Origin of the sequence: Anatilimnocola floriformis (assembly GCF_024256385.1) — a bacterium.
GTDB classification, from domain to species: Bacteria; Planctomycetota; Planctomycetia; order Pirellulales; family Pirellulaceae; genus Anatilimnocola; species Anatilimnocola floriformis.
This window is the reverse complement of sequence record NZ_JAMLFW010000001.1, coordinates 3,623,839-3,641,450: the sequence shown is the minus strand read 5'-3', so window position 1 is coordinate 3,641,450 and position 17,612 is coordinate 3,623,839. Positions and strand designations below refer to the sequence as shown.

Sequence of the window (17,612 nt, the reverse complement as noted above, 5' to 3'; positions counted from 1 at the left end):
TCGGCGTGCTTTGCAGTTGTTTTCAAGACAATCGATCGAGTTCTGCGACAGAACACGCCGAACCCGTAACTGCCCACGGGTGATTCCAGCAAACGTGCTGGAATATTCCGTGAGCGAATCTGGTAATTGATGACTACAGGCCGCTGATGACTTCGCCATCGGCTCGCTGCACCACACGCGAGAGTGTCGTCAGGTCGGTTTGCAATTGCAGAGCGCGAACGCTGCCATCGCAGAACGCGAACAAGCAGATGCCTGGATGCGAGCTGCCGAAGCTGCTGTTGGCCACCGCGGTGTTGGCGGTCGGCGGTAGCAGCGGGCGCACATCGCCGTTGGCAGCCGTCCCCATCATTCGTCGATGCGTATTGCGCACGCCGCTGAAAACGCTGCGATCTTCGTTTTTGCCACGGAGCGAAGCCGGGCGGATGTGCTTTTCGCCATAGAAGCTGGTGTTCGACGTGCCATCAGTGATGCTGGCAAGGTTGAGCTGCCCCCGCCACGAGACGAGATAGTCTCGGCCCGTGGAAGCCTCGACGCCGACGTCGGGCATGTTCGGAATCATCGCGCCATTGGAAGCGGTGTAGTCGGCCGCCGTGCCAAAGCTGCAGGCATAGTCGGTCAATGAACCACCCGGATTCGCAAAGTCGCTGACACTAGGAACATGCGGCAGCCGCGAAGGGCAGTAGTACATCTTGATCTTACTTTGATAGGCCTGTGGCGTTTGATCGGCGACGCGGTATTTGATGTTCCACAGGTTGTATTGATTGTTTCCTTCAGCGAAGGGGAGCACGATGGCACCCCAGGTAGCCCAACCATTGGGCGTATCGGAGTTGTCTCCCAAAAAGGCTGGCGGCAGGAACAGATTAGTGTCGTGAAAATTATGCGACGCGAGCGCAATCTGCTTGAGATTGTTACTGCATTGCATGCGTCGCGCCGCTTCGCGGGCTGCCTGGACAGCCGGCAATAGGAGCGCCACAAGCACACCGATGATCGCAATCACCACCAATAGCTCGACAAGTGTGAAACCAAAGCGACGCTGGCAGGCAGCGGAGCAAGTGAACCGTTTCATTTCAAATCCCCAAAAACATTTACAACAGGGAAATTGCCACAATTGCGAAGCCGCTTTCGAGTGGCTTCGTTAGCGGACGGCCCTGATGGTTTCAACTCAGACCGTTTGGGTTGGCCTCCAGAGAGTCTGGTAAGCCTCCGTCATTTGCCGAACCATCCGATGTTCAAACTGTTCGGCAGCCACTTGCGATCCGTCGTGGCATCGCTCTGGCTTGCGATTTGCGTGCCAGAACAACTCGCGTGCTAACGAACTCTCGTTCCAGCTCAAAAAGTCCAGCACTGACGAAGCAGGGCAAAGTAAAGAGTTTGCCGTGATCGGCGAGTTAGCTCTCGCCCGTGACAGCTGGCGGGTTAGCCAGAAGATATTACGGCCAGATAGAAAACTTCACCGCTTGCGAACCTGCTATGCGACATCGACCAAGTTATTCCGGCAGTAGTGCCCAACCTCCACTTAAGTCCTTTGTGGCCAGCCCAAGCGTTCAAGAGCAAGCAATGATTGAGCAACTGCGGAACGCATTGCAGGGATTGGAGTCGGGCAATATCGAGATCGTTGTTCAAGACGGTGTCGTTGTGCAACTCCAGCGCAGCGAGCGGATGACTCCAGCTCGCAAAAAAAAGAATAGTTAGAGCGGGTTCATTTTTCGGGAATGCTAAGTTCTGCAGTTACTGGTACCCAGTGCCGCCAGCATCGCCTTGTGCGCAACTGTTGCCGCCTGCGCGCGCAATTCAGGAACTGCAGTGCTTTCCCAAGAAATTGGTTTGCGAAGCGTGCCGACGACGAAGAGATTGCTGGCAGTGGTTCCTTGCGAATCCACGATTTCGCCGTCAACCGTCGTTTCCAGACCAAGCGCTAGAGGATCAGGCTGAACCCAGCCGTGGATCAACAGCGAGCCAATTACCGGATTCGATTCCGCGCTGTTCGAGGCCGAAGGGCCGGTGCAGTTAATCACCCACTGAGCCGTCACTTCGCGCAGCCGCTCCTCTCCCTTGTCGCGAACGTAGAGTCGAACAGATTCCTCACTGGCCTGCGCAGCTGAGACCCGCCCAGCAATAACTTTCACCATGCCTTGCTTCATCAATCCGTGGAAACGCTCCGCCACACCAGTAGCCATACGATGCCGATGAACTTCCCAAAAAGGCCTGACGTGGCGCAAAAAAAGCTGGCGTTGCTGTGGATTTGCGGCTCGCCAGAGATCGGCGGTGTGCGGCCGAAGTGCGTCGATTGCTACTCGCCAGGTTTGACCTTGTTGCGTCACTCGATCAACAATCTCGCGCAGTTGTCGGAAAAGGGACTTCACCTGCACCCCTGCTGGCGATTGCAGGTGCTCGTTCACGACCTCGGTCAAATCAGGTGGAGCGCCATGCGCGGCGGCGTGGGCTTGAGGCAGTAGACCGCGACGTGATACCAAAGTGATCGAAGCGCTGCGCGGCTGTGTCGAAAGCGACAGCGCGGCATCGACGGCAGTTAGTCCACTGCCCAGAACGACAACAGGATCCGACGGCGCAATTGGGTTGGTTGCGAAGGGGCGCCAGGGATCGGCGATGAATCGCTCGCGCGGACCGCTCCACAATTTGCCGATCGGATCTGGTGGCGGGCGATGCCCAATTGCGAGTACCACGGCAGCCGCAGGCAGAGAAGTGCCACGGGCGAAGTTCACCATCCAGCCACCGGCCGGGTGGCGAGCCAGTCGTCGCACTTCGTCGAAGTGAACCAGCAGCTGTACATGCGGACTCGCTTTTTGTGAGGCCGCGAGTAGTGTCTCCCGGACATACTCGCCGTAATACCGACGCGGCAGAAAATCTCCTGCTTGGACAGGGCCGTAATTCCGGTCGGCCCATTGGCGAAAGTCATCAGGAAGATCCGGCCAGGCGCTCATGCGGCCAGCAGGTACGTTCAGCAAATGCGCGAGGTCGCGCGTACTGTAAGCGAGCCCTTCACCAATGGCGCCTTGCCGCTCGATGAGATGGACACGAACCGGTGTCGCTTGATGGCTGGCCTGCCGCAAGATCTGCGCTGCAGTCATCGAACCGCTAAAGCCGCCACCGATGACTACAATATCTTGGACAGGTCGCTGTTGATCTTGGGACACCGCGACCCGTGTGGGCCGAGGCACAAATCTGCGAAAATCACGCAGCGGCGGCGCATAAACGTGAACTGTCACAAGTGGCTCACCGTTGGGCGAAGCGTTGCGAACCGTATGCAATCCCGCGTCCTGCCAGGCTGTAATTTCACCCGGCAACACTTGCGCTTCGTATTCCAGATCGACGTAACCATCGGCAGCAGTCCGCCAGCAGCCCTCGGCTGCGACTCCCTGCAAAACGAGCATCGCTGAAACCGAGCCAGCATGGTCGTGCGGCACACTTCCTTGTCCAGGCAACCACGTGAGAACCAGCAGCTCGTAGTGGTCGCGGCGAACCACCAAAGATCGGTGATAGCTCTTCGGAGACGTCTGCGCGAAAGCGGCGACGTCGGCTGCTGTGAGCTTTGCCGATTTTAGCGCTGCGGCGAGGTTGATAAGCGAGGGATCAGGGCGCAAATCATCTAGTTTGCGCACCAGTCGCCCCAGTGGATCATTCAACTCCAGCATGTGGTCCTCCAACGGAATTGATTTCCATCTGCCATCGAGCGAGTAGCTGCGAACGTCGGTCTTTGGGGGTAGCGCTAGGAACCAACGCGGATAGACAAAAAAAGCCAACTGCTCGCGAAGGCGAAGAGTTGGCTTCCGGTGTTCCGGTCGGCAAATTAGTTATTCCAGGAAACTAGCCGCGACCTTCGCTACGTGTCAAGAAGGCGTCCTTCGGCAGTGACTTAATTAATTTAGCCTATAGAATAGCGCGCGGGCCTTCTCGCGTAACGATTGAAGCTGAGAGCAATCCTCGCGACACATACCACGAGAGCTATTGTTTCAGCGCACCAACAATTGACTTCAGTTGATTTTCAGACAATCGTGGCGCTGAGGTCTTCAGCATTTCGGCAAAGTGTGACGTTTCCTCTGCCTTGGTAGGGAAGCCGATGTTGGCGTTCTCGCTGTCGGCTGTCGTCTTCGGTAAGTTAGAGTTCACGATCTCTTTGCCGTCGTGATCCAGAACGCAGAACCACGGAATCCCGCCTGTCTTGCTTTCGGGGAAACGCTCTTGCAATGCTTCGGCGTTTTCATCACGGCTGACATCGAGCTTCACAAAGACGAAATGTTTGCTGAGTTCGACTTTGTGAGTCGCGAGAAATCGTGACAGCAGCCGGCATGGACCGCACCAGGATGCCGAGAAAATGAGGAAAACCTTCTTGTCGTCTGCTTTCGCTTGAACCAGCGCCGTATCAAGCATTTTCTGAGCGTCGCGCTGCGGCAATTTCTGTTTTTCAAGCCACGCACTGAGACTACGTGGGTCAAGCTTGTCGTCCTGCTGAATTAGTGAATAGCTCGCAGTCAATCGGCCTTCCTCATCTAGAGCAGCCAGCCACGGTTGCTTTGCGCCCGCATCGGCCTTCAGTCGCTTGGCCAAATCACGAACTTCGACGCGGTCCGTATTCAACGCTGCGACTTCAAACTCCCAGCGTAGTTCACTAGGATGTGTGTAGTCCGCTGTGCCCGCACTTGACTTGTCAAGTTGCGCTGCACCACGAACCCACAGCGCATAAAGGTTAATGCAGGCCGGATCCAGCGGATCGCCAAATAGTAACAGCGAACGTGTGTGTTCGCGTTTGGCCTCTTCCACTAACACATCAACTCGTTTTTCCGGCGCAAGGTTTTTCTGATTCGCAAATGCTTGGATCGACCAATGTCTTGGCGCAAGTAGATCTCGCTCGTCGTCTGCTTCAGGGTCCACCGAAAAAACGCCCATTTCGACTGGCGCCGAATCCTTGGCGGTCAGCGCGGTAAGTTCAAGCCAAGTGCTAGGATTGAGCTGCAAACTGACGCGATACTCTTCGCCCGGAACAAGCCCCTCAAGTTTAAATCGGCCATTCTCGTCAGTCTTTGATTCGCCGCCGAAACTATCGCTGAATCCGCTGCGCCGCGGCTCACCAAAATAAACGCGAATCCCGTATTGGACGGTTTTTCCTGCGAGCGTTTGGCCCTCCTCGTCCTTTAGCACTCCTAACGCCGTCGTGACCGGGCGCAACGTCAGTTTCACTTCGGCCTCTTCCTCTTCGCTCCGCACAACACCCGCTAATTTTCCGTCGGCCGAATGTGAAAAGATGACGAGTGGGGCGAAGCGACGTGTTTGTAGAAACTCTCCGTTAGAATCACAGTTAAACTTGTCGAGCGTTGCCGTGACGTCCCGCGATGCATAGCGACCTTGCACCAGCGCAGCAGGAACCGGCTTGCCATCCTGATCGACCACTTTGCCCGCTAGTGGTCCCTTACCAGGCTTTGCGATTTGGAAGTCCTTCACGATTTCCGCAGCCGCTCCGATTTTGGGAATCTCCAATTTGGCAATCCTGTTTGGCCCAGGGCCATGCAGCTGGTACTCACCCGGAGCGAGCAAGACTTCGTAAGTTCCGTCGGCCGACGTTTGAAGTACGCGCGAGAAGGTTGTCGAATTGAGTGATTTTTCAGCACGTTCCGCCATCAGTTCGGGGGCGATCGCGTGTGTCGAGTTGACCGAGATATAGTGGTCAGGTACTGGTTGCTGCGATTTTCCAGACATAATTTTTCCTTGCAGCCTCACGCCCGGCGCCAATTCGAGGTCAACGCCCTTCGCTGGCTTGTCGGCGCGTATCACTACGTCGCTGCGAGTCGATGAAACGGCGCTACCTTTTCTCGCCTCCAAAACGTAGGGCGTTTCGGCATAGACCTTCAGGCGATAGCGTCCGTCCGCATCGGTCAGAATCGTGCGATCGAAGTATGAATGTTCCGCATGACCGACAATCCTTACTTTGGCCTGTGCTGCGGGTTGACCATCGGCGAACTGGACTCGTCCCGAGAGTTCTTCCAGCGGAAGCAGCTTGAGCGTCACTTCCTCCGCGGGATTCGCAGCTGACAGAGAAACAAAATCGCCGAAGACATGATATTCGTCGCTCTGTGCCACGATCGGCAAAACTTCCTCGAAGCTCTGCGGCAGCCAGCCAAGCACGGCTATCCCTTGCTCATTCGTCTGGACGTCGATTGACGTGCGACCGCTTAAGTTGATGTCTGAGTCATATCCTTTTTTGCGAAAGTACCAAGGAAAAACGTGGATGCCTGCTAGGGGTTTGTCATTTCGATCGATTGCGCGAACGCGAACCGTGCGTGCGCCATCTAACCTGAGCGTGACTTGATCGGGCAGTGGCTTGTTGGTTCGTTCTTTGCCGTTCGCAGTTGCGTAATCGAACCCGAGACCAGCCCGGTAAGAAATCACGGACCAATCGTTCGCGTCTTCGGGAACCTTAAGCAGCGTTCGGCCCTTGGCATCCGTTCGACCAACAGCGAGCGTGTACAGATCCGCGAGGAACTCCACCGGTGCGCTGGACAGAGGCGTTCCTTCGGAATCTTGTACTTCGACTGCGAGGTGCTTCGGTTGCTTGAGAACTAGGCGAATTGGCTTGGGGTTCAATTGGCGGACCGCGACGTATGCCAAACGACCGTCCGTCGACTCGGCCAAACAAATTAAGGCGTGAATACCTGTCTGGCCGATCTCGGCTGGAATCTTAAAACGTCCTTCTCGATCGGCTTCGATTGAAGTGCGTGTAATCGGCCAAGTTGTCGAGCGAACGTTGACGCCGGCAACCGGCTTTCCATCTTCGCCCACAACTTGACCGGACAACTTAATTTCCGCGGCTTTTTGACCGAATGCCGGAAGAATAAGAACCAACAGCAGCAGAACTGCGATCATCCCTGACTTTTTGTCGGCCATGATTTCAGACTCCAGTCAACCCAATAGAACGAAACGAAAAACTATTTGCCCTGCTTCTTGCCGCCACCCTTCTTTTTGTTATTCGCAGGCAGGCCATCGTCGCCCAGCAACGCCGGGAGCGGCAAATAGTCGAAATCGAGGATCATCTTCTTGGCGAGGGCCGAGCGCAGATCTCGTTCGACTTCGGCAACTTCCGGCTTGCCGCTCAGATTGCTTAACTCCGACGGATCGGCATTAAGGTCGTACAGTTCGTAAACAGGGCGAGGCGTCGTGAAGTAAGTGGCACGGAGTCCAGCCGCAAGTTGGTCTGCTGCGTTCGCTTCCTGTATGGCTTTCCAACCCGCCCCACCTGCCGAGTCGACCGGCGAATACGGAATCCACGGAGTGCAGTTGTAAATAAACTTGTAACGATCGCTGCGAACCGCTCGACCGAGATCATAGCCGGCGTTCGTCATGTTGACGGTGACTGGCGCGGATCCGTGCGGACCGCGTTCCACGAACACATGCTCGCGCGCTTGGTACTTCTCACCCTTCAGCAACGGCAGAAAGCTCCGGCCACTCATCTTGTTGCCTGGCTCGATTCCCGCTGCGGCCAAGAGCGTCGGTGCGAGGTCTTCGCCGCTCAACAGAGTACGCGAGTCGCCACCGGCCTTGATGACACTAGGCCAATGAATGAAGAACGGGACATTCGAGCCCGGGTCGTAGAGCGAACCTTTGCCGTGCGGTAGGGCGGCGCCGTTATCGCCACAGAAAACGAGAATCGTATTTTCGAGGCCACCGCTTTTCTTTAGCGTCGCCAGCACACCGGCGATCGTCTGATCGAGGCGATTGATCTCGGCAAAGTAATCAGCCAATTGTTCGCGCAATGCTGGCAAATCAGGCCAGTGGGCGGGCAAGACAAGCGTCTTCGGATCGGGACGAAATTCAGCGGGGGCGTTCCACACGTGATGCGGGTCACTGAAACTGGCCCACAAAAAGAATGGTTTGCCGGCAGGACGCTTGGCAAGGAACTCCTCGACCTGACCGGAAACTTGAACATCGCTACCCGTATTCAAGTAATCAACGCGATCTTTGAAAGTTTGCAGGTTGTGGTCTTTGAACACCTCTGAAATGGCGGCGCCAGCTCGGGCTGCTCCATCGAGATGAAAGTTCCGACCACACACACCCGTGTAATAGTTTCCTTTCTCCCGCAGCAACTCCGGTAGTGTCACTTCATCGCGCGGCAACGGCGAGGAAAAACGCGTCATTCGTGCAGCCACCGGCGAACGACCTGTCATCAGAGTGGCCCGCGATGGCACACACTGCGGCGCGCCCGTGAAAAAGCGATGAAACTTCATCCCTTCAGCGGCGAGCTTGTCGAGGACCGGAGTCTTGACGTTCGGACTGCCGTAAGTGCTCAAGTACGGATAGCTGTGATCGTCACTCAGCAGCAGCACGATATTCGGCAACTGCTTAGCGCCGGTCGTACTATCGGCCGCCCGTACCGATGAAGATGTGATTAGGGTGATGATTGCCAGAACTAAGGCAAAGACTTTCATGGCGAGTTTTTCTGAGTTGGTGGAAGAGCAGTTCAATCTTCCGAGGATGATTACGAGTCAGCGATGATTTTGCAACGGCTTCGTAGCGGCCTTGCCTGAGGAATTTCATCGCAACCGTAAATTGAGTCACTGGACCGTGAAATTGCGCGGGCAGCCGTGACACTTCACAGTTTTTGCGCGAGTTCGAGCTGCCGTTTCATTTGCGCACGAATCGCTCGATCGGGAAAACAAAAATCACGATAGCAATCCACAAGATGGACCGTCGATTGCGCCCCGGCCTCTGGGAAAAACGCCCGGTTGCCTATGTGAGGCGAACGCGAAAGCAACCTGACTGAACCTTTCGGAAGACGATGGAACCGCGATGAATCGACCTAATATTACGAAACACGAATCCCGCGCCCTCGACGTCGCAATCGTGCTGCTGCTCCTGCCGGTGCTGTACCTGGGAGTTACTTCGCGCTGGTCGTGCCAGAAGGTAACCGAGATGCGTACACGTTCAACGCAGCCGGGTTAAATCGCGACACATTCGCAATTCATGATGCCAACGGCAAAGTCGAACTAGTTGAACATAGCAACCCTAAGTCACTATACGCTGGATTGCTTGAGCTGCTTGACGAAACAAGCACCGCGATCCCCGCACGCATGACACAGGTCTCCGCTTACTTTGTTACAATCGACATTTTGAATGCAGTTCAGGACAACACTCGTTTGCCCGAAGCTTATGGCACTAGAAAGCTCCTGTACGGTCCATAAGCATCGCTTCTTCCGCAGCAAATATCACTCAGTTTGCGACTTAGGGCACGGCCACGCCACGCCCAGCACTCTGGAGCACTTTCACAAAAGCCCTCCCCAAGATTCAGGACATGGTCAACTCGCACAAGATAAATGCCGTGTTTGACGGCCTTTTTGAAATGTACGAGGAGAATTTCGGTGACGACGCATTGGGCTATAGTTTATCGGATATTACCAATGGATAAGCTCTTAATCTGCACTATTTTGGTGACGACTTCCGCATGTGCTCGCATGGAAAACCAACAAGCAACCACTCCGCGCGAGGCGTTTCATGAAAAGTACCAGTGGAACGCTGAAGATTATTTCACCGATCCGAAAGTCATTAGGCTCTGTCATGCGATCGAAGCCGACGACATCGCGATGATAGAGCGTTTAGTTGCAGATGGTGCTGATATCAATGCGCAGGGTAAGGGCAGGATGACGCCGTTAATGTGGTCGTTTCCTGGGCGGAAGCTCGGCCGATTCTGCCGGCTCCTCGAACTCGGGGCAAATCCCAACGTGTTTTTTGAGAGCGACTTCAATACGAAGGGGCACGGCTTCCTTGCGGGAGAATCGGTGACAGAGCTGGCAGCGTCCAGTCATTTTCCTAGATATTTTGATTTTGTAATGAATCATGGGGGTAATCCCAAACTCATTAATCCTGTTACTAAGAACGGGCTTTTAATTGCCATGCTGCGTTCCGGCGTCCCTGATGTGGTAGACCGCATTCAGCTGTATGCGGGCAAAGGTGGGGATCTCAATCAGAAGTCGTCAGATGGTTGCCCAGCGATCATGGAAGCTGCTAAGTATTTTGGCCAGTTTCGCGCTGTTTTGCGACTTATGGATCTAGGAGCTAATCCCAAGGCATACTGGGAAGACGAGAACAAAAAGCTAGCACACATGGTCGTCACATTTCGCAACGAGGCGGATTCTCTGAGCGAAGAGGCAAAGTCTGATCTTACTGAATTGGAACGACGACTTACGAACGTTGGCGAGTCGCTAGACGAGGCCGCCGCCGATAAGAAACGCTGGCGTAGTTGGGATTGGCCGAGCGGCGTGGGGCGAAAACTGATGGCGGCGGAAGTAGCAGAACGTCACTCGCGCGAAGCTGCTGCGCAAGCTAAGGCGAAAGAGTGATCCCGCATCGGTCACTCGTGTTTTTTCAAGAACTCCTACGCCATGGTTTTCCGACTTCGCTAAATGAATAAGTTGTCGGCTGTGTGTTCTGTTGGTTGCGATTTCGGCATGCGGTTGAGATTTCTTCTCGCTGTTATCACGTTGTTCGTGGTACTCGACGGCGCTTGGTCACGCCCAGCCGCTTCCGAGGGTGCTATGCCCGAACGTCGGCCACCGTTGTTAGACCTCGAATTCGTCCTAATTAAGAGTCGCCTGGGCGACGGAACGGAAGGTTGCCTGGCAATGGCACAAGACGGGACCATCCGTTTCGTCGAACAGCGTCCTATCGACAAGGAGACATCGATTGGCTTTGGTTACAAGTGCGAGTGGAACTTGGCTGGTCCGCTATCGGCGGATGGCAAATACGTGGTGATTGACAAAAATGGATCGCTAGTAGTTAGCGACAAGCCCAATCGCAGATTCAATCTTCTCTACATTTACACTGGTGAACGTGGACCGAACCGCAAAATAAAACTTGTTCTGCGGGATACGGAGCGAAAGGTGGACTACACGTTGAAAATTGAGGAGAAGGTCGAAATTGTAAGCGCAAAAGACAATCCTGACTCCAGTCGAACCCATTCCGTGATTGCAGTCGAAGGCCATGGCGGCGAAGATTTTCAATTCTCCGGGTTTTCGAAGTGAGCCTTTGCGTCTTTGTTTGTTTTAGCAGCGCGCTAATCAGATTAAGGCGAACCGAGAATACTGAGGCGGGACGCACATTTCGTCAGATGATTGGTTCTATGCCAAATTCCAGGTCCGCTGTGCGTGTCAGGATGGCGTCGGAGGTACTAAGGTCCGAAAGGCGATTATGCATTGCCGATTGCAGCGAAATGACTGCTTCGACACCGATTCGCGAATGATCACGTACCGCGTTTGGCATCTACAGCGGCGTTACAGGGCTGCCATCATGAATCGTATTTCCATCGTGATGATTCTATTCATGTTGGCAGCATGTGCGCCAAGAAACGAAATTCAGGAGCCCGCGACCCGCGAGCCAATTCACCAAAAGTATTGTTGGACCGCGGAGGACTCTTTCACTGATCGCAAAGTCATCCGCTTGTGCCGCGCGATTGAATCGAACGATATCGCCCAAATTGAGCGTCTTGTCGCCGAAGGCGCGGATGTCAATTCCTTAGGAAAAGGAGGAATGACTCCACTAATGTGGTCGTTCCCCGGCAATAAGCTGGACCGATTTCGGCGGCTGCTCGAACTCGGGGCGGACCCAAATGTCTTTTTTGAAAGCGACTTCAACACGAAGGGAAATGGATTCATGCCGGGACAGTCGGTAACGGAACTAGCGGCCGCTACTCGTTTTCCCGGATACTTCAGTTGTGTGATGAACCATGGTGGCAACCCGAAACTTGTTAATCCGGTCTCCAAGCACGGACTGCTGATTGTGATGATTCACGCCGGAGTGCCAGATTGTGTGGAACGCACGCAGCTATTCGCAGACAAGGGGGGCGACGTAAACCAAAAAAGCTCAGACGGCTGCCCCGCAGTCATGGAAGCAGCGAAGTTCTTCGCACAGTTCAATGTCGCGAACCGGCTGCTCGACTTAGGCGCGGATCCTAGGGCATATTGGGACGATCAAAATAAAAAGCTATCTTACATCGTTGTCAGATATCGCATGGACGAGCATGTTATTACCGACCAAGCTAAGTCAGATCTGTACGATCTAGAACAGCGATTGACGAAAATAGGCGAATCGCTGGAAGAGGCGAGGGCTGACAAGTTACGCTGGCGAAGTTGGGACTGGCCGAGCGGCGAAGGTCTTCGAAAGCTGAATGCCGAACGCGCCGAACGTCATGCCCAAGAAGCCGTTACGCAGGGTAGGCGAAATAGTGACTAAGCATCGGTCACTCGTGTTTTCAACAGAATACTGGCCCGCGAATGCAGGCACAGAAACGTAACATAGGGCTGCGTTTACATCTTAAAGCAGCACAACTTTAGATATACGAAACTGGTCACTTAGTCGACGGTGCTGCCAATTCTTCGACGTCTCCCTTGAATGCTGCGACAACCTGCAGGTCGGCAAACTGAGTTACGGCATCTGACTTTGTCCACAAGCCGATAAAGCCTGGCTGAGTGAATTGATCGTCTTCGGCTTCGAGCAAGAGTTTGCCGTCCAGGTAGCCGCGGATGTTGCGGCCGTAGGTGACGATGCGGAGTGTCTGCCAGTCGGCGCGATGGGGCACTTTGGCCGAATCCAATTGCGAGCGAACTCCGTCGACAACTTTGTAAACTCGAAAATTGTCTTCCAGCGGATTCCAGCGGGCGATGTAGTAATTCTTGGGATCGGTGTATCTCCAAACGACGCCACCTCCTTGATCCAGTTCGCCAGCAATGGCCTTGAGCCGAACGCGAATATCGACATTGACGCAGCGATAATCGGACAAGCAAAGATGGAACTGCTTGTATGCCCCAGCGCTGGAGCTTTGCGCGAGGCCTCTCACGCCGTCGCGCTCCACTACTTCCCACTTGGCTGAGAGCGCCGGCAACGCATTGGCAATAGTCCAATCCTTCGGCAACTCATCCAGCGGTACGTCTTCAAACTGCCAGCGGCGGCGAGTTGCATTTACGTCGGCTTGTTCCAGTTCATCGAGCCACGAGGTAATGATCGTGGCGTAGTAAGTGCCATGCAGTGACGACGTTTCGCTCGTTGTTCGTCCGTAGCCACCATCGCTTTTTTTGCAGCGTGCGATAAAACCGCGCAAGTCGTGAACCCGTTCCGGCGTTGCCTCCAGACGATGAAACAACCGCACGATTCGATAACAGGATTCTAGGTCGGAAACATCAGGCGCATCGCTACCAAAGCCGCCGTCGGCGCGCTGGCCAGCACGTAAGATCCGCAACGTGGAATCTCGATCAATCTTGCCCCCCAGCCGCTGAATGGCGACTCCGAACAGAGCCGTTTGACGCGCCGCGCCGGAGCCTTCTCCAAACGAGCCATTGGCGAGTTTCTTGGCTTCCATCTCGCGTACCCATTTGGCAGCGCTGGGAACCGTCGCCTCAAACTCCTCCAGCGAGGAAGCTACCATGCGAATCTGTTCAAACCCCTCCGTTTGCTCATCCATGAACTTCAGGCCGCGCTGCAGGTATTTCTCGGTCGGGAGTTTCAATTCTTGCGCTATCATCAAGCCCACGGAAGTGCTGATCGGATCGGGCTTGCCGCCCGGTTCGGCTGCAAACCCGCCCGACTTTTCGTCGTAGCAGGCCCACAGAAACTCGGTGACTTTCTCACGATTGGGAATGTCCTTGTCGAGCAAGCGAAACACTCGCACCGCGGTGCGAGTGGTGCGTAGGTTCGGCTTGGCGGTTTCGCCGGGCTTGGGCTGGTCGGAAATGAATCCGCCGTTTGGCTGCTGTGTGGTTCGCAGAAACGATGCCGCTGCCTCCGCGTGAACTTGGCAAACAGCGAGGATCAACAATGCAGCAGTTATCATGTCTCTCTCAGGCCCTTTCAGAAAACTTTCTGTCATTCGCCGACGATGTCGTCATCGGCCAGCAGTTGCCCGTCATCGCGATTGGTTAAGCGGGCGAGCGTGAGACCATTCAATTTCAAGCCGATGAAACGGACCGAGCCGTCGCACATCAGGACATTCGCGCCCTTCTCGTGGAAGCCGTAGATGCCGTAGAAGTTATTGCAATTCACGGCGCAATCGCGGCCATCACCTCGGCCGGGGGCCGTGGGATCATCGGAGTTATAGACGCCAAAAAACAACGAACCCCAACCGGCCCATGTGCCGCGAGTGTTGTGCGCCAGGGCAAACTGCTGAGGTTTGTGGAACCGGCCCGCTCGATAATCAGTAGCGTGCAAGAAAGCCCATCGACAATCTCGGTGAGGCGCATGTTCTCGTTGTCGGTCATCACCTGATGCGTGCGAGCGCGCATGCCTTCGGAAATGATGGCGCCGTAGCCGGCTGTCGGCAGAAACAGACCGTTCGAAGCAAGGTAGTCATTCGGCCCGCAATGCACCGTATGAATCGTATCCTTGTCAGGATTCTTGGAATTGCCTGACGCATTCGACACGACGGTTGTCTTGCGGTCGCGCGGAGCTGCGGGACAAACGAATGTCGGAATCGTGGTCGCGGAGACTTTCTGATTGACCGGATCGAAAAAGTCGTAGTCGCGATCGAACTTCTCCTCCAATTCCAGGTTGATATAAGGGAGCAGGTTAGAGCCCCACCCGCCGTAGGTTTTAAAGGTGATGTCGTAACCGTTTCGCCGGCCCGGGAAACCGCCCTGATCACGAGCATGCAAGTGGAAGGCTTCGCCGAGCATTCGCAAGTTGTCTTCACAGACCGTGCGGTCTGAAACTTCTACGGCCTGCTGCAGCGCTGGGAGACCGAGCGCAAGAGCTAGGGCGCCGAGCAACACTACGACAAGCAGATCGGTGATCGAGAATCCGCGTCTACTCATCTGAGGAACTCCCATTCATCTTCTGTGCTGGAGCCACATCCATGACGCCTTGCTGCGACGATAGTGCGCTGGTCTAACCAGGAATTGCAGGTATCTTATCGCGCGCTAGCCAACGTAACAGCCATGCACGGTCACCTGCGGACAAAGGGGATTTGCCATGAAGTCAAACCGCCTAGCATTTACGTTGGTAGAGCTGCTGGTTGTCATTGCCATCATTGGCTTGCTCGTCGGCTTGCTGTTACCGGCGGTTCAAGCTGCTCGTGAATCGGCCCGCCGCATTCAATGTCAGAACAATCTGCGGCAAGTGGGCATCGCGACGCTGAACTTCGAGAATGCCCGCGTCGGTTTGCCGCCTCGGCGACAGGCCGTTACTCCGTTTCAAGGTTGGGGCACTTTCATTCTGCCTTACTTGGAACAGACGGCCATCTCGAACAAATACGATTTGGACAAGAACTTTTACGACGCCGCCAACGCGCCGCTAATTCGAGTGAAGTTGCCAGTCTTCGTCTGCACCAGCGCGCCATCGCAGAATCGCGAAATTACCGTCATCGACCAGATGAACAATCCCACGGGTGCGATCGGTGCAGCAGGTGACTATTTCGCTGCTAACAGCGTTGATGCCGTTTGGTGGCCCGCGGGCCAAAAAGCAGCGGCTGCCGATACCGCTGAGTGCCCTGCCTTGGCAGATAACGCTCGCCGGCGCCTAGCGGAAATCACCGATGGAACATCTTCGACGTTGCTGGTCGCCGAGATGGCGGGCCGGCCCGACAATTGGATCAAAGGACGCAGAGCCGACAGTAACGCGGCACTGCAATGGCCCAACTGGTGGGGACCGTGGGCATCGTATCAATCGTCGATCTATCGAACATGGAGCGCTGATGGTTTGACCGTGAACGGCGGCGCGTGCACAGTGAACTGCAACAACTCCTGGGGCATTTATTCGTTTCATCCGAGCGGCGCTAACGTGTTATTCGTGGATGGCTCCGTTCACCTGCTGGCCGTTGGCCTTGATCGAGAAATCTTCGCTTCGATCGTGACCAAGAGTGGCGGCGAGATCATTCCAGGCGGGGCCTTTTGACTAGTATCGAGATGCACGAAATTGTCGAACAACGCTCAGATGCCCAATGCGATTTTAAGCAGGAACACGGCTTTCTCTCACTTCGCGGATGAGAATGACGTGAACCGAAAATCACTCGGTCGAGCGAGAGCAGCGCGAAGGCATGGTCCATAGATAAATGGGATGTAATCCGGCTCACGGCGCGTGGCTTGCCCACGGTGAACCCCAAAAAGGGGAAGCCATGCCTGAAGAACAGCAGCTAACGGGCGTCGTTCAGAAGAACATCGACGCCCTACTCGAAGCCAGTGAGCGGTATGAGAAGCACAAGACGACGACAGACCGCGTTGCCGACGCCATTACGAAGTGGTCGGGCAGCATGGCGTTCGTCTACTTACACGTCGTGTTCTTCGCTGTGTGGATTGCAGCCAACGTGACGTGGTTCGGCCTCACACAGTTTGACCCGTTCCCGTTTGGGATGCTTACTACCATCGTGTCGCTCGAAGCAATTTTTCTATCCACGTTCGTGCTGGTCAGCCAAAACCGACAGGCAGCGTTGTCAGATCGACGCGCCGACTTAGACTTGCACATCGACCTGCTTTCGGAGCGCGAAATCACCCGTATCTTGCAGGTGGTCGATGCGATGGCGAAGCATCTGAAAGTCGATCTGCCGCCGCAGGAAGACCTGGAAGAACTTGAGAGCGATGTCTCGACAGAGCAGATACTGGGTGAGTTAGACCGTAAGCACGGCCAACCCGCCGCATAGCGGCTAACGATCACCGATTTGGCTTCTGACCGACCTATTCTTCAGAGCTTTCGCCGTGAGAGCTTTCGCCGTGGCTGTCGCGCAAGAGAAACGTAAACAGTGCGCCGCATGGAATACATTGCGCAACGCCGACTAGCTGATGGCTCTCAATCTCTACGGGGAAGACGCACACATCGGTGGATGCACATTTCGGGCAGCGTGGCGCTTTCTGATGGTCCGTGGTTGCATCCATTCGGCAGTTTATTCGGCAAGCTGAAGCAGGGCGTGGATGCGCAAGTCAATCGCGCGGGCGCAATCTTCCAGTAGCTCTCGGTAGTCGTCTGGCGAAAGGTCAGAGCCACCGAGCGACAGCGCCTGCTGAATGATTTCAAACAACTCGGTTTGTCGGTCCATGAACTTTCCTCCTTGATTTGAATACAAGGCGTCCGCCGAACGACTGGTGGCGAGACGGTCATTCCAGAGTCGCTGGGGCTCAAGCGGCGGACACGGATGCTATGCGGGCAAACCGTCGAGCACGCTTACCTTGGCTTGCGTGAGTCCAGGTGACACACCTTGCGCTGGCGGCGCGCCGTGCAGCAACTTGGTCGTGTTGCGGTTCCATTGCCAATTTCGACCGACGCTGACGATGGCAGCGATGACCTGTTTGGTGATGCCGTCGATTAGCTCAACTCGGATCCGGCAATGTAGATGGCTTACGCCACTGATAGCGCTGCATGGCTCGACTCCGCAAGGGAATTCGGAGCGAGGGGCCAAATACGAATCAGCGGCCCGCAGCGAATTAGATTGTGTTAAGTGACTAGACCTTGGGACTGTCGGAAGAAAACCCGTGTGGCTGCAGTATCCCACTAGCTGGCGCGATAGGCAACTACCCGTTGGTAGTGTCCGGTTTTGAATGACAACTTAGGTCAAAGCCGGGGGAAGGTGGAATTAAGGGGAAACTGGCTCGGGCTCACTCCAGGGCTCTGGTTGGTAGTGGGACAGTTTGAAATTC

Annotated in this window: 15 protein-coding genes and 1 pseudogene; 7 read left to right on the top strand and 9 right to left on the bottom strand. The window is 55.2% G+C overall.

The genetic code is table 11. The features are described 5' to 3' along the window. Positions 1-133: 133 nt before the first annotated feature. Entirely contained in the window at positions 134-1,066 is a 933-nt protein-coding gene (locus M9Q49_RS13985) for a DUF1559 domain-containing protein (RefSeq protein WP_254509373.1), read from the bottom strand. Between the two features lie 491 nt (positions 1,067-1,557). On the opposite strand from M9Q49_RS13985, the gene M9Q49_RS13980 reads away from it, so the two are divergent. Then, positions 1,558-1,692: a YezD family protein gene (locus M9Q49_RS13980; RefSeq protein ID WP_254509372.1), complete on the top strand. Its 135-nt coding sequence runs from the start codon at positions 1,558-1,560 to the stop codon at positions 1,690-1,692. A 23-nt stretch (positions 1,693-1,715) separates the two neighbouring features. Here M9Q49_RS13980 and M9Q49_RS13975 read toward each other — a convergent pair whose 3' ends face one another. From M9Q49_RS13975 to M9Q49_RS13965, 3 genes are all read right to left on the bottom strand, one after another. Next, positions 1,716-3,653, bottom strand: coding sequence for an FAD/NAD(P)-binding protein (locus tag M9Q49_RS13975; RefSeq protein ID WP_254509371.1), 1,938 nt, complete (start codon positions 3,651-3,653; stop codon positions 1,716-1,718). A 310-nt stretch (positions 3,654-3,963) separates the two neighbouring features. Beyond that, a complete protein-coding gene (locus tag M9Q49_RS13970) occupies positions 3,964-6,897 on the bottom strand; it encodes a carboxypeptidase regulatory-like domain-containing protein (RefSeq protein ID WP_254509370.1) in 2,934 nt (977 codons plus the stop codon). A 41-nt stretch (positions 6,898-6,938) separates the two neighbouring features. Further along, complete coding sequence (locus M9Q49_RS13965; RefSeq protein ID WP_254509369.1) at positions 6,939-8,435, bottom strand: sulfatase family protein; 1,497 nt, start codon at positions 8,433-8,435, stop codon at positions 6,939-6,941. Between the two features lie 361 nt (positions 8,436-8,796). On the opposite strand from M9Q49_RS13965, the gene M9Q49_RS13960 reads away from it, so the two are divergent. From M9Q49_RS13960 to M9Q49_RS13945, 4 genes are all read left to right on the top strand, one after another. Continuing rightward, positions 8,797-8,949 carry a hypothetical protein gene (locus M9Q49_RS13960; RefSeq protein WP_254509368.1) on the top strand — a complete coding sequence of 51 codons (153 nt, stop codon included), beginning with the start codon at positions 8,797-8,799 and terminating at the stop codon, positions 8,947-8,949. A 455-nt stretch (positions 8,950-9,404) separates the two neighbouring features. Continuing rightward, the gene (locus tag M9Q49_RS13955; protein ID WP_254509367.1) at positions 9,405-10,343 is read left to right on the top strand and encodes an ankyrin repeat domain-containing protein; all 939 of its coding nucleotides are present in this window, start codon (positions 9,405-9,407) and stop codon (positions 10,341-10,343) included. A gap of 63 nt (positions 10,344-10,406) precedes the next feature. After that, positions 10,407-11,024: a hypothetical protein gene (locus tag M9Q49_RS13950; RefSeq protein ID WP_254509366.1), complete on the top strand. Its 618-nt coding sequence runs from the start codon at positions 10,407-10,409 to the stop codon at positions 11,022-11,024. 265 nt (positions 11,025-11,289) lie between these two features. Further along, a complete protein-coding gene (locus M9Q49_RS13945; RefSeq protein WP_254509365.1) occupies positions 11,290-12,231 on the top strand; it encodes an ankyrin repeat domain-containing protein in 942 nt (313 codons plus the stop codon). Positions 12,232-12,346: 115 nt separating this feature from the next. Here M9Q49_RS13945 and M9Q49_RS13940 read toward each other — a convergent pair whose 3' ends face one another. From M9Q49_RS13940 to M9Q49_RS13930, 3 genes and pseudogenes are all read right to left on the bottom strand, one after another. Beyond that, positions 12,347-13,825, bottom strand: a complete 1,479-nt coding sequence (locus M9Q49_RS13940) for a prenyltransferase/squalene oxidase repeat-containing protein (RefSeq protein WP_254509364.1) — start codon at positions 13,823-13,825, stop codon at positions 12,347-12,349. A 32-nt stretch (positions 13,826-13,857) separates the two neighbouring features. Then, positions 13,858-14,034, bottom strand: a complete 177-nt coding sequence (locus M9Q49_RS35760) for an H-X9-DG-CTERM domain-containing protein (protein WP_254511852.1) — start codon at positions 14,032-14,034, stop codon at positions 13,858-13,860. Beyond that, positions 14,008-14,663: pseudogene (locus M9Q49_RS13930) on the bottom strand (DUF1559 family PulG-like putative transporter); the annotation flags it as partial. The pseudogene M9Q49_RS13930 and the gene M9Q49_RS35760, both read right to left, overlap by 27 nt. A 295-nt stretch (positions 14,664-14,958) precedes the next feature. On the opposite strand from M9Q49_RS13930, the gene M9Q49_RS13925 reads away from it, so the two are divergent. Both M9Q49_RS13925 and M9Q49_RS13920 read left to right on the top strand, forming a co-directional pair. Continuing rightward, a complete protein-coding gene (locus tag M9Q49_RS13925) occupies positions 14,959-15,879 on the top strand; it encodes a DUF1559 family PulG-like putative transporter (RefSeq protein ID WP_254509363.1) in 921 nt (306 codons plus the stop codon). A gap of 220 nt (positions 15,880-16,099) precedes the next feature. Beyond that, entirely contained in the window at positions 16,100-16,621 is a 522-nt protein-coding gene (locus M9Q49_RS13920) for a DUF1003 domain-containing protein (RefSeq protein ID WP_254509362.1), read from the top strand. A 240-nt stretch (positions 16,622-16,861) separates the two neighbouring features. Here the strand turns inward: M9Q49_RS13920 and M9Q49_RS13915 are convergent, their stop codons facing one another. Both M9Q49_RS13915 and M9Q49_RS13910 read right to left on the bottom strand, forming a co-directional pair. Beyond that, positions 16,862-17,014, bottom strand: coding sequence for a hypothetical protein (locus tag M9Q49_RS13915; protein WP_254509361.1), 153 nt, complete (start codon positions 17,012-17,014; stop codon positions 16,862-16,864). A gap of 99 nt (positions 17,015-17,113) precedes the next feature. Further along, a complete protein-coding gene (locus tag M9Q49_RS13910) occupies positions 17,114-17,374 on the bottom strand; it encodes a hypothetical protein (protein ID WP_254509360.1) in 261 nt (86 codons plus the stop codon). Positions 17,375-17,612 lie beyond the last annotated feature (238 nt).

Coding starts and splice junctions, on each gene's coding strand:
- M9Q49_RS13955 (WP_254509367.1), top strand. CDS start 9,405: ATGGATAAGCTCTTAATCTGCACTATTTTGGTGACGACTTCCGCATGT.
- M9Q49_RS13965 (WP_254509369.1), bottom strand. CDS start 8,435: ATGAAAGTCTTTGCCTTAGTTCTGGCAATCATCACCCTAATCACATCT.
- M9Q49_RS13960 (WP_254509368.1), top strand. CDS start 8,797: ATGAATCGACCTAATATTACGAAACACGAATCCCGCGCCCTCGACGTC.
- M9Q49_RS13970 (WP_254509370.1), bottom strand. CDS start 6,897: ATGGCCGACAAAAAGTCAGGGATGATCGCAGTTCTGCTGCTGTTGGTT.
- M9Q49_RS13985 (WP_254509373.1), bottom strand. CDS start 1,066: ATGAAACGGTTCACTTGCTCCGCTGCCTGCCAGCGTCGCTTTGGTTTC.
- M9Q49_RS13980 (WP_254509372.1), top strand. CDS start 1,558: ATGATTGAGCAACTGCGGAACGCATTGCAGGGATTGGAGTCGGGCAAT.
- M9Q49_RS13925 (WP_254509363.1), top strand. CDS start 14,959: ATGAAGTCAAACCGCCTAGCATTTACGTTGGTAGAGCTGCTGGTTGTC.
- M9Q49_RS13975 (WP_254509371.1), bottom strand. CDS start 3,653: ATGCTGGAGTTGAATGATCCACTGGGGCGACTGGTGCGCAAACTAGAT.
- M9Q49_RS13915 (WP_254509361.1), bottom strand. CDS start 17,014: ATGGACCGACAAACCGAGTTGTTTGAAATCATTCAGCAGGCGCTGTCG.
- M9Q49_RS13940 (WP_254509364.1), bottom strand. CDS start 13,825: ATGATAACTGCTGCATTGTTGATCCTCGCTGTTTGCCAAGTTCACGCG.
- M9Q49_RS13920 (WP_254509362.1), top strand. CDS start 16,100: ATGCCTGAAGAACAGCAGCTAACGGGCGTCGTTCAGAAGAACATCGAC.
- M9Q49_RS13945 (WP_254509365.1), top strand. CDS start 11,290: ATGAATCGTATTTCCATCGTGATGATTCTATTCATGTTGGCAGCATGT.
- M9Q49_RS13950 (WP_254509366.1), top strand. CDS start 10,407: ATGAATAAGTTGTCGGCTGTGTGTTCTGTTGGTTGCGATTTCGGCATG.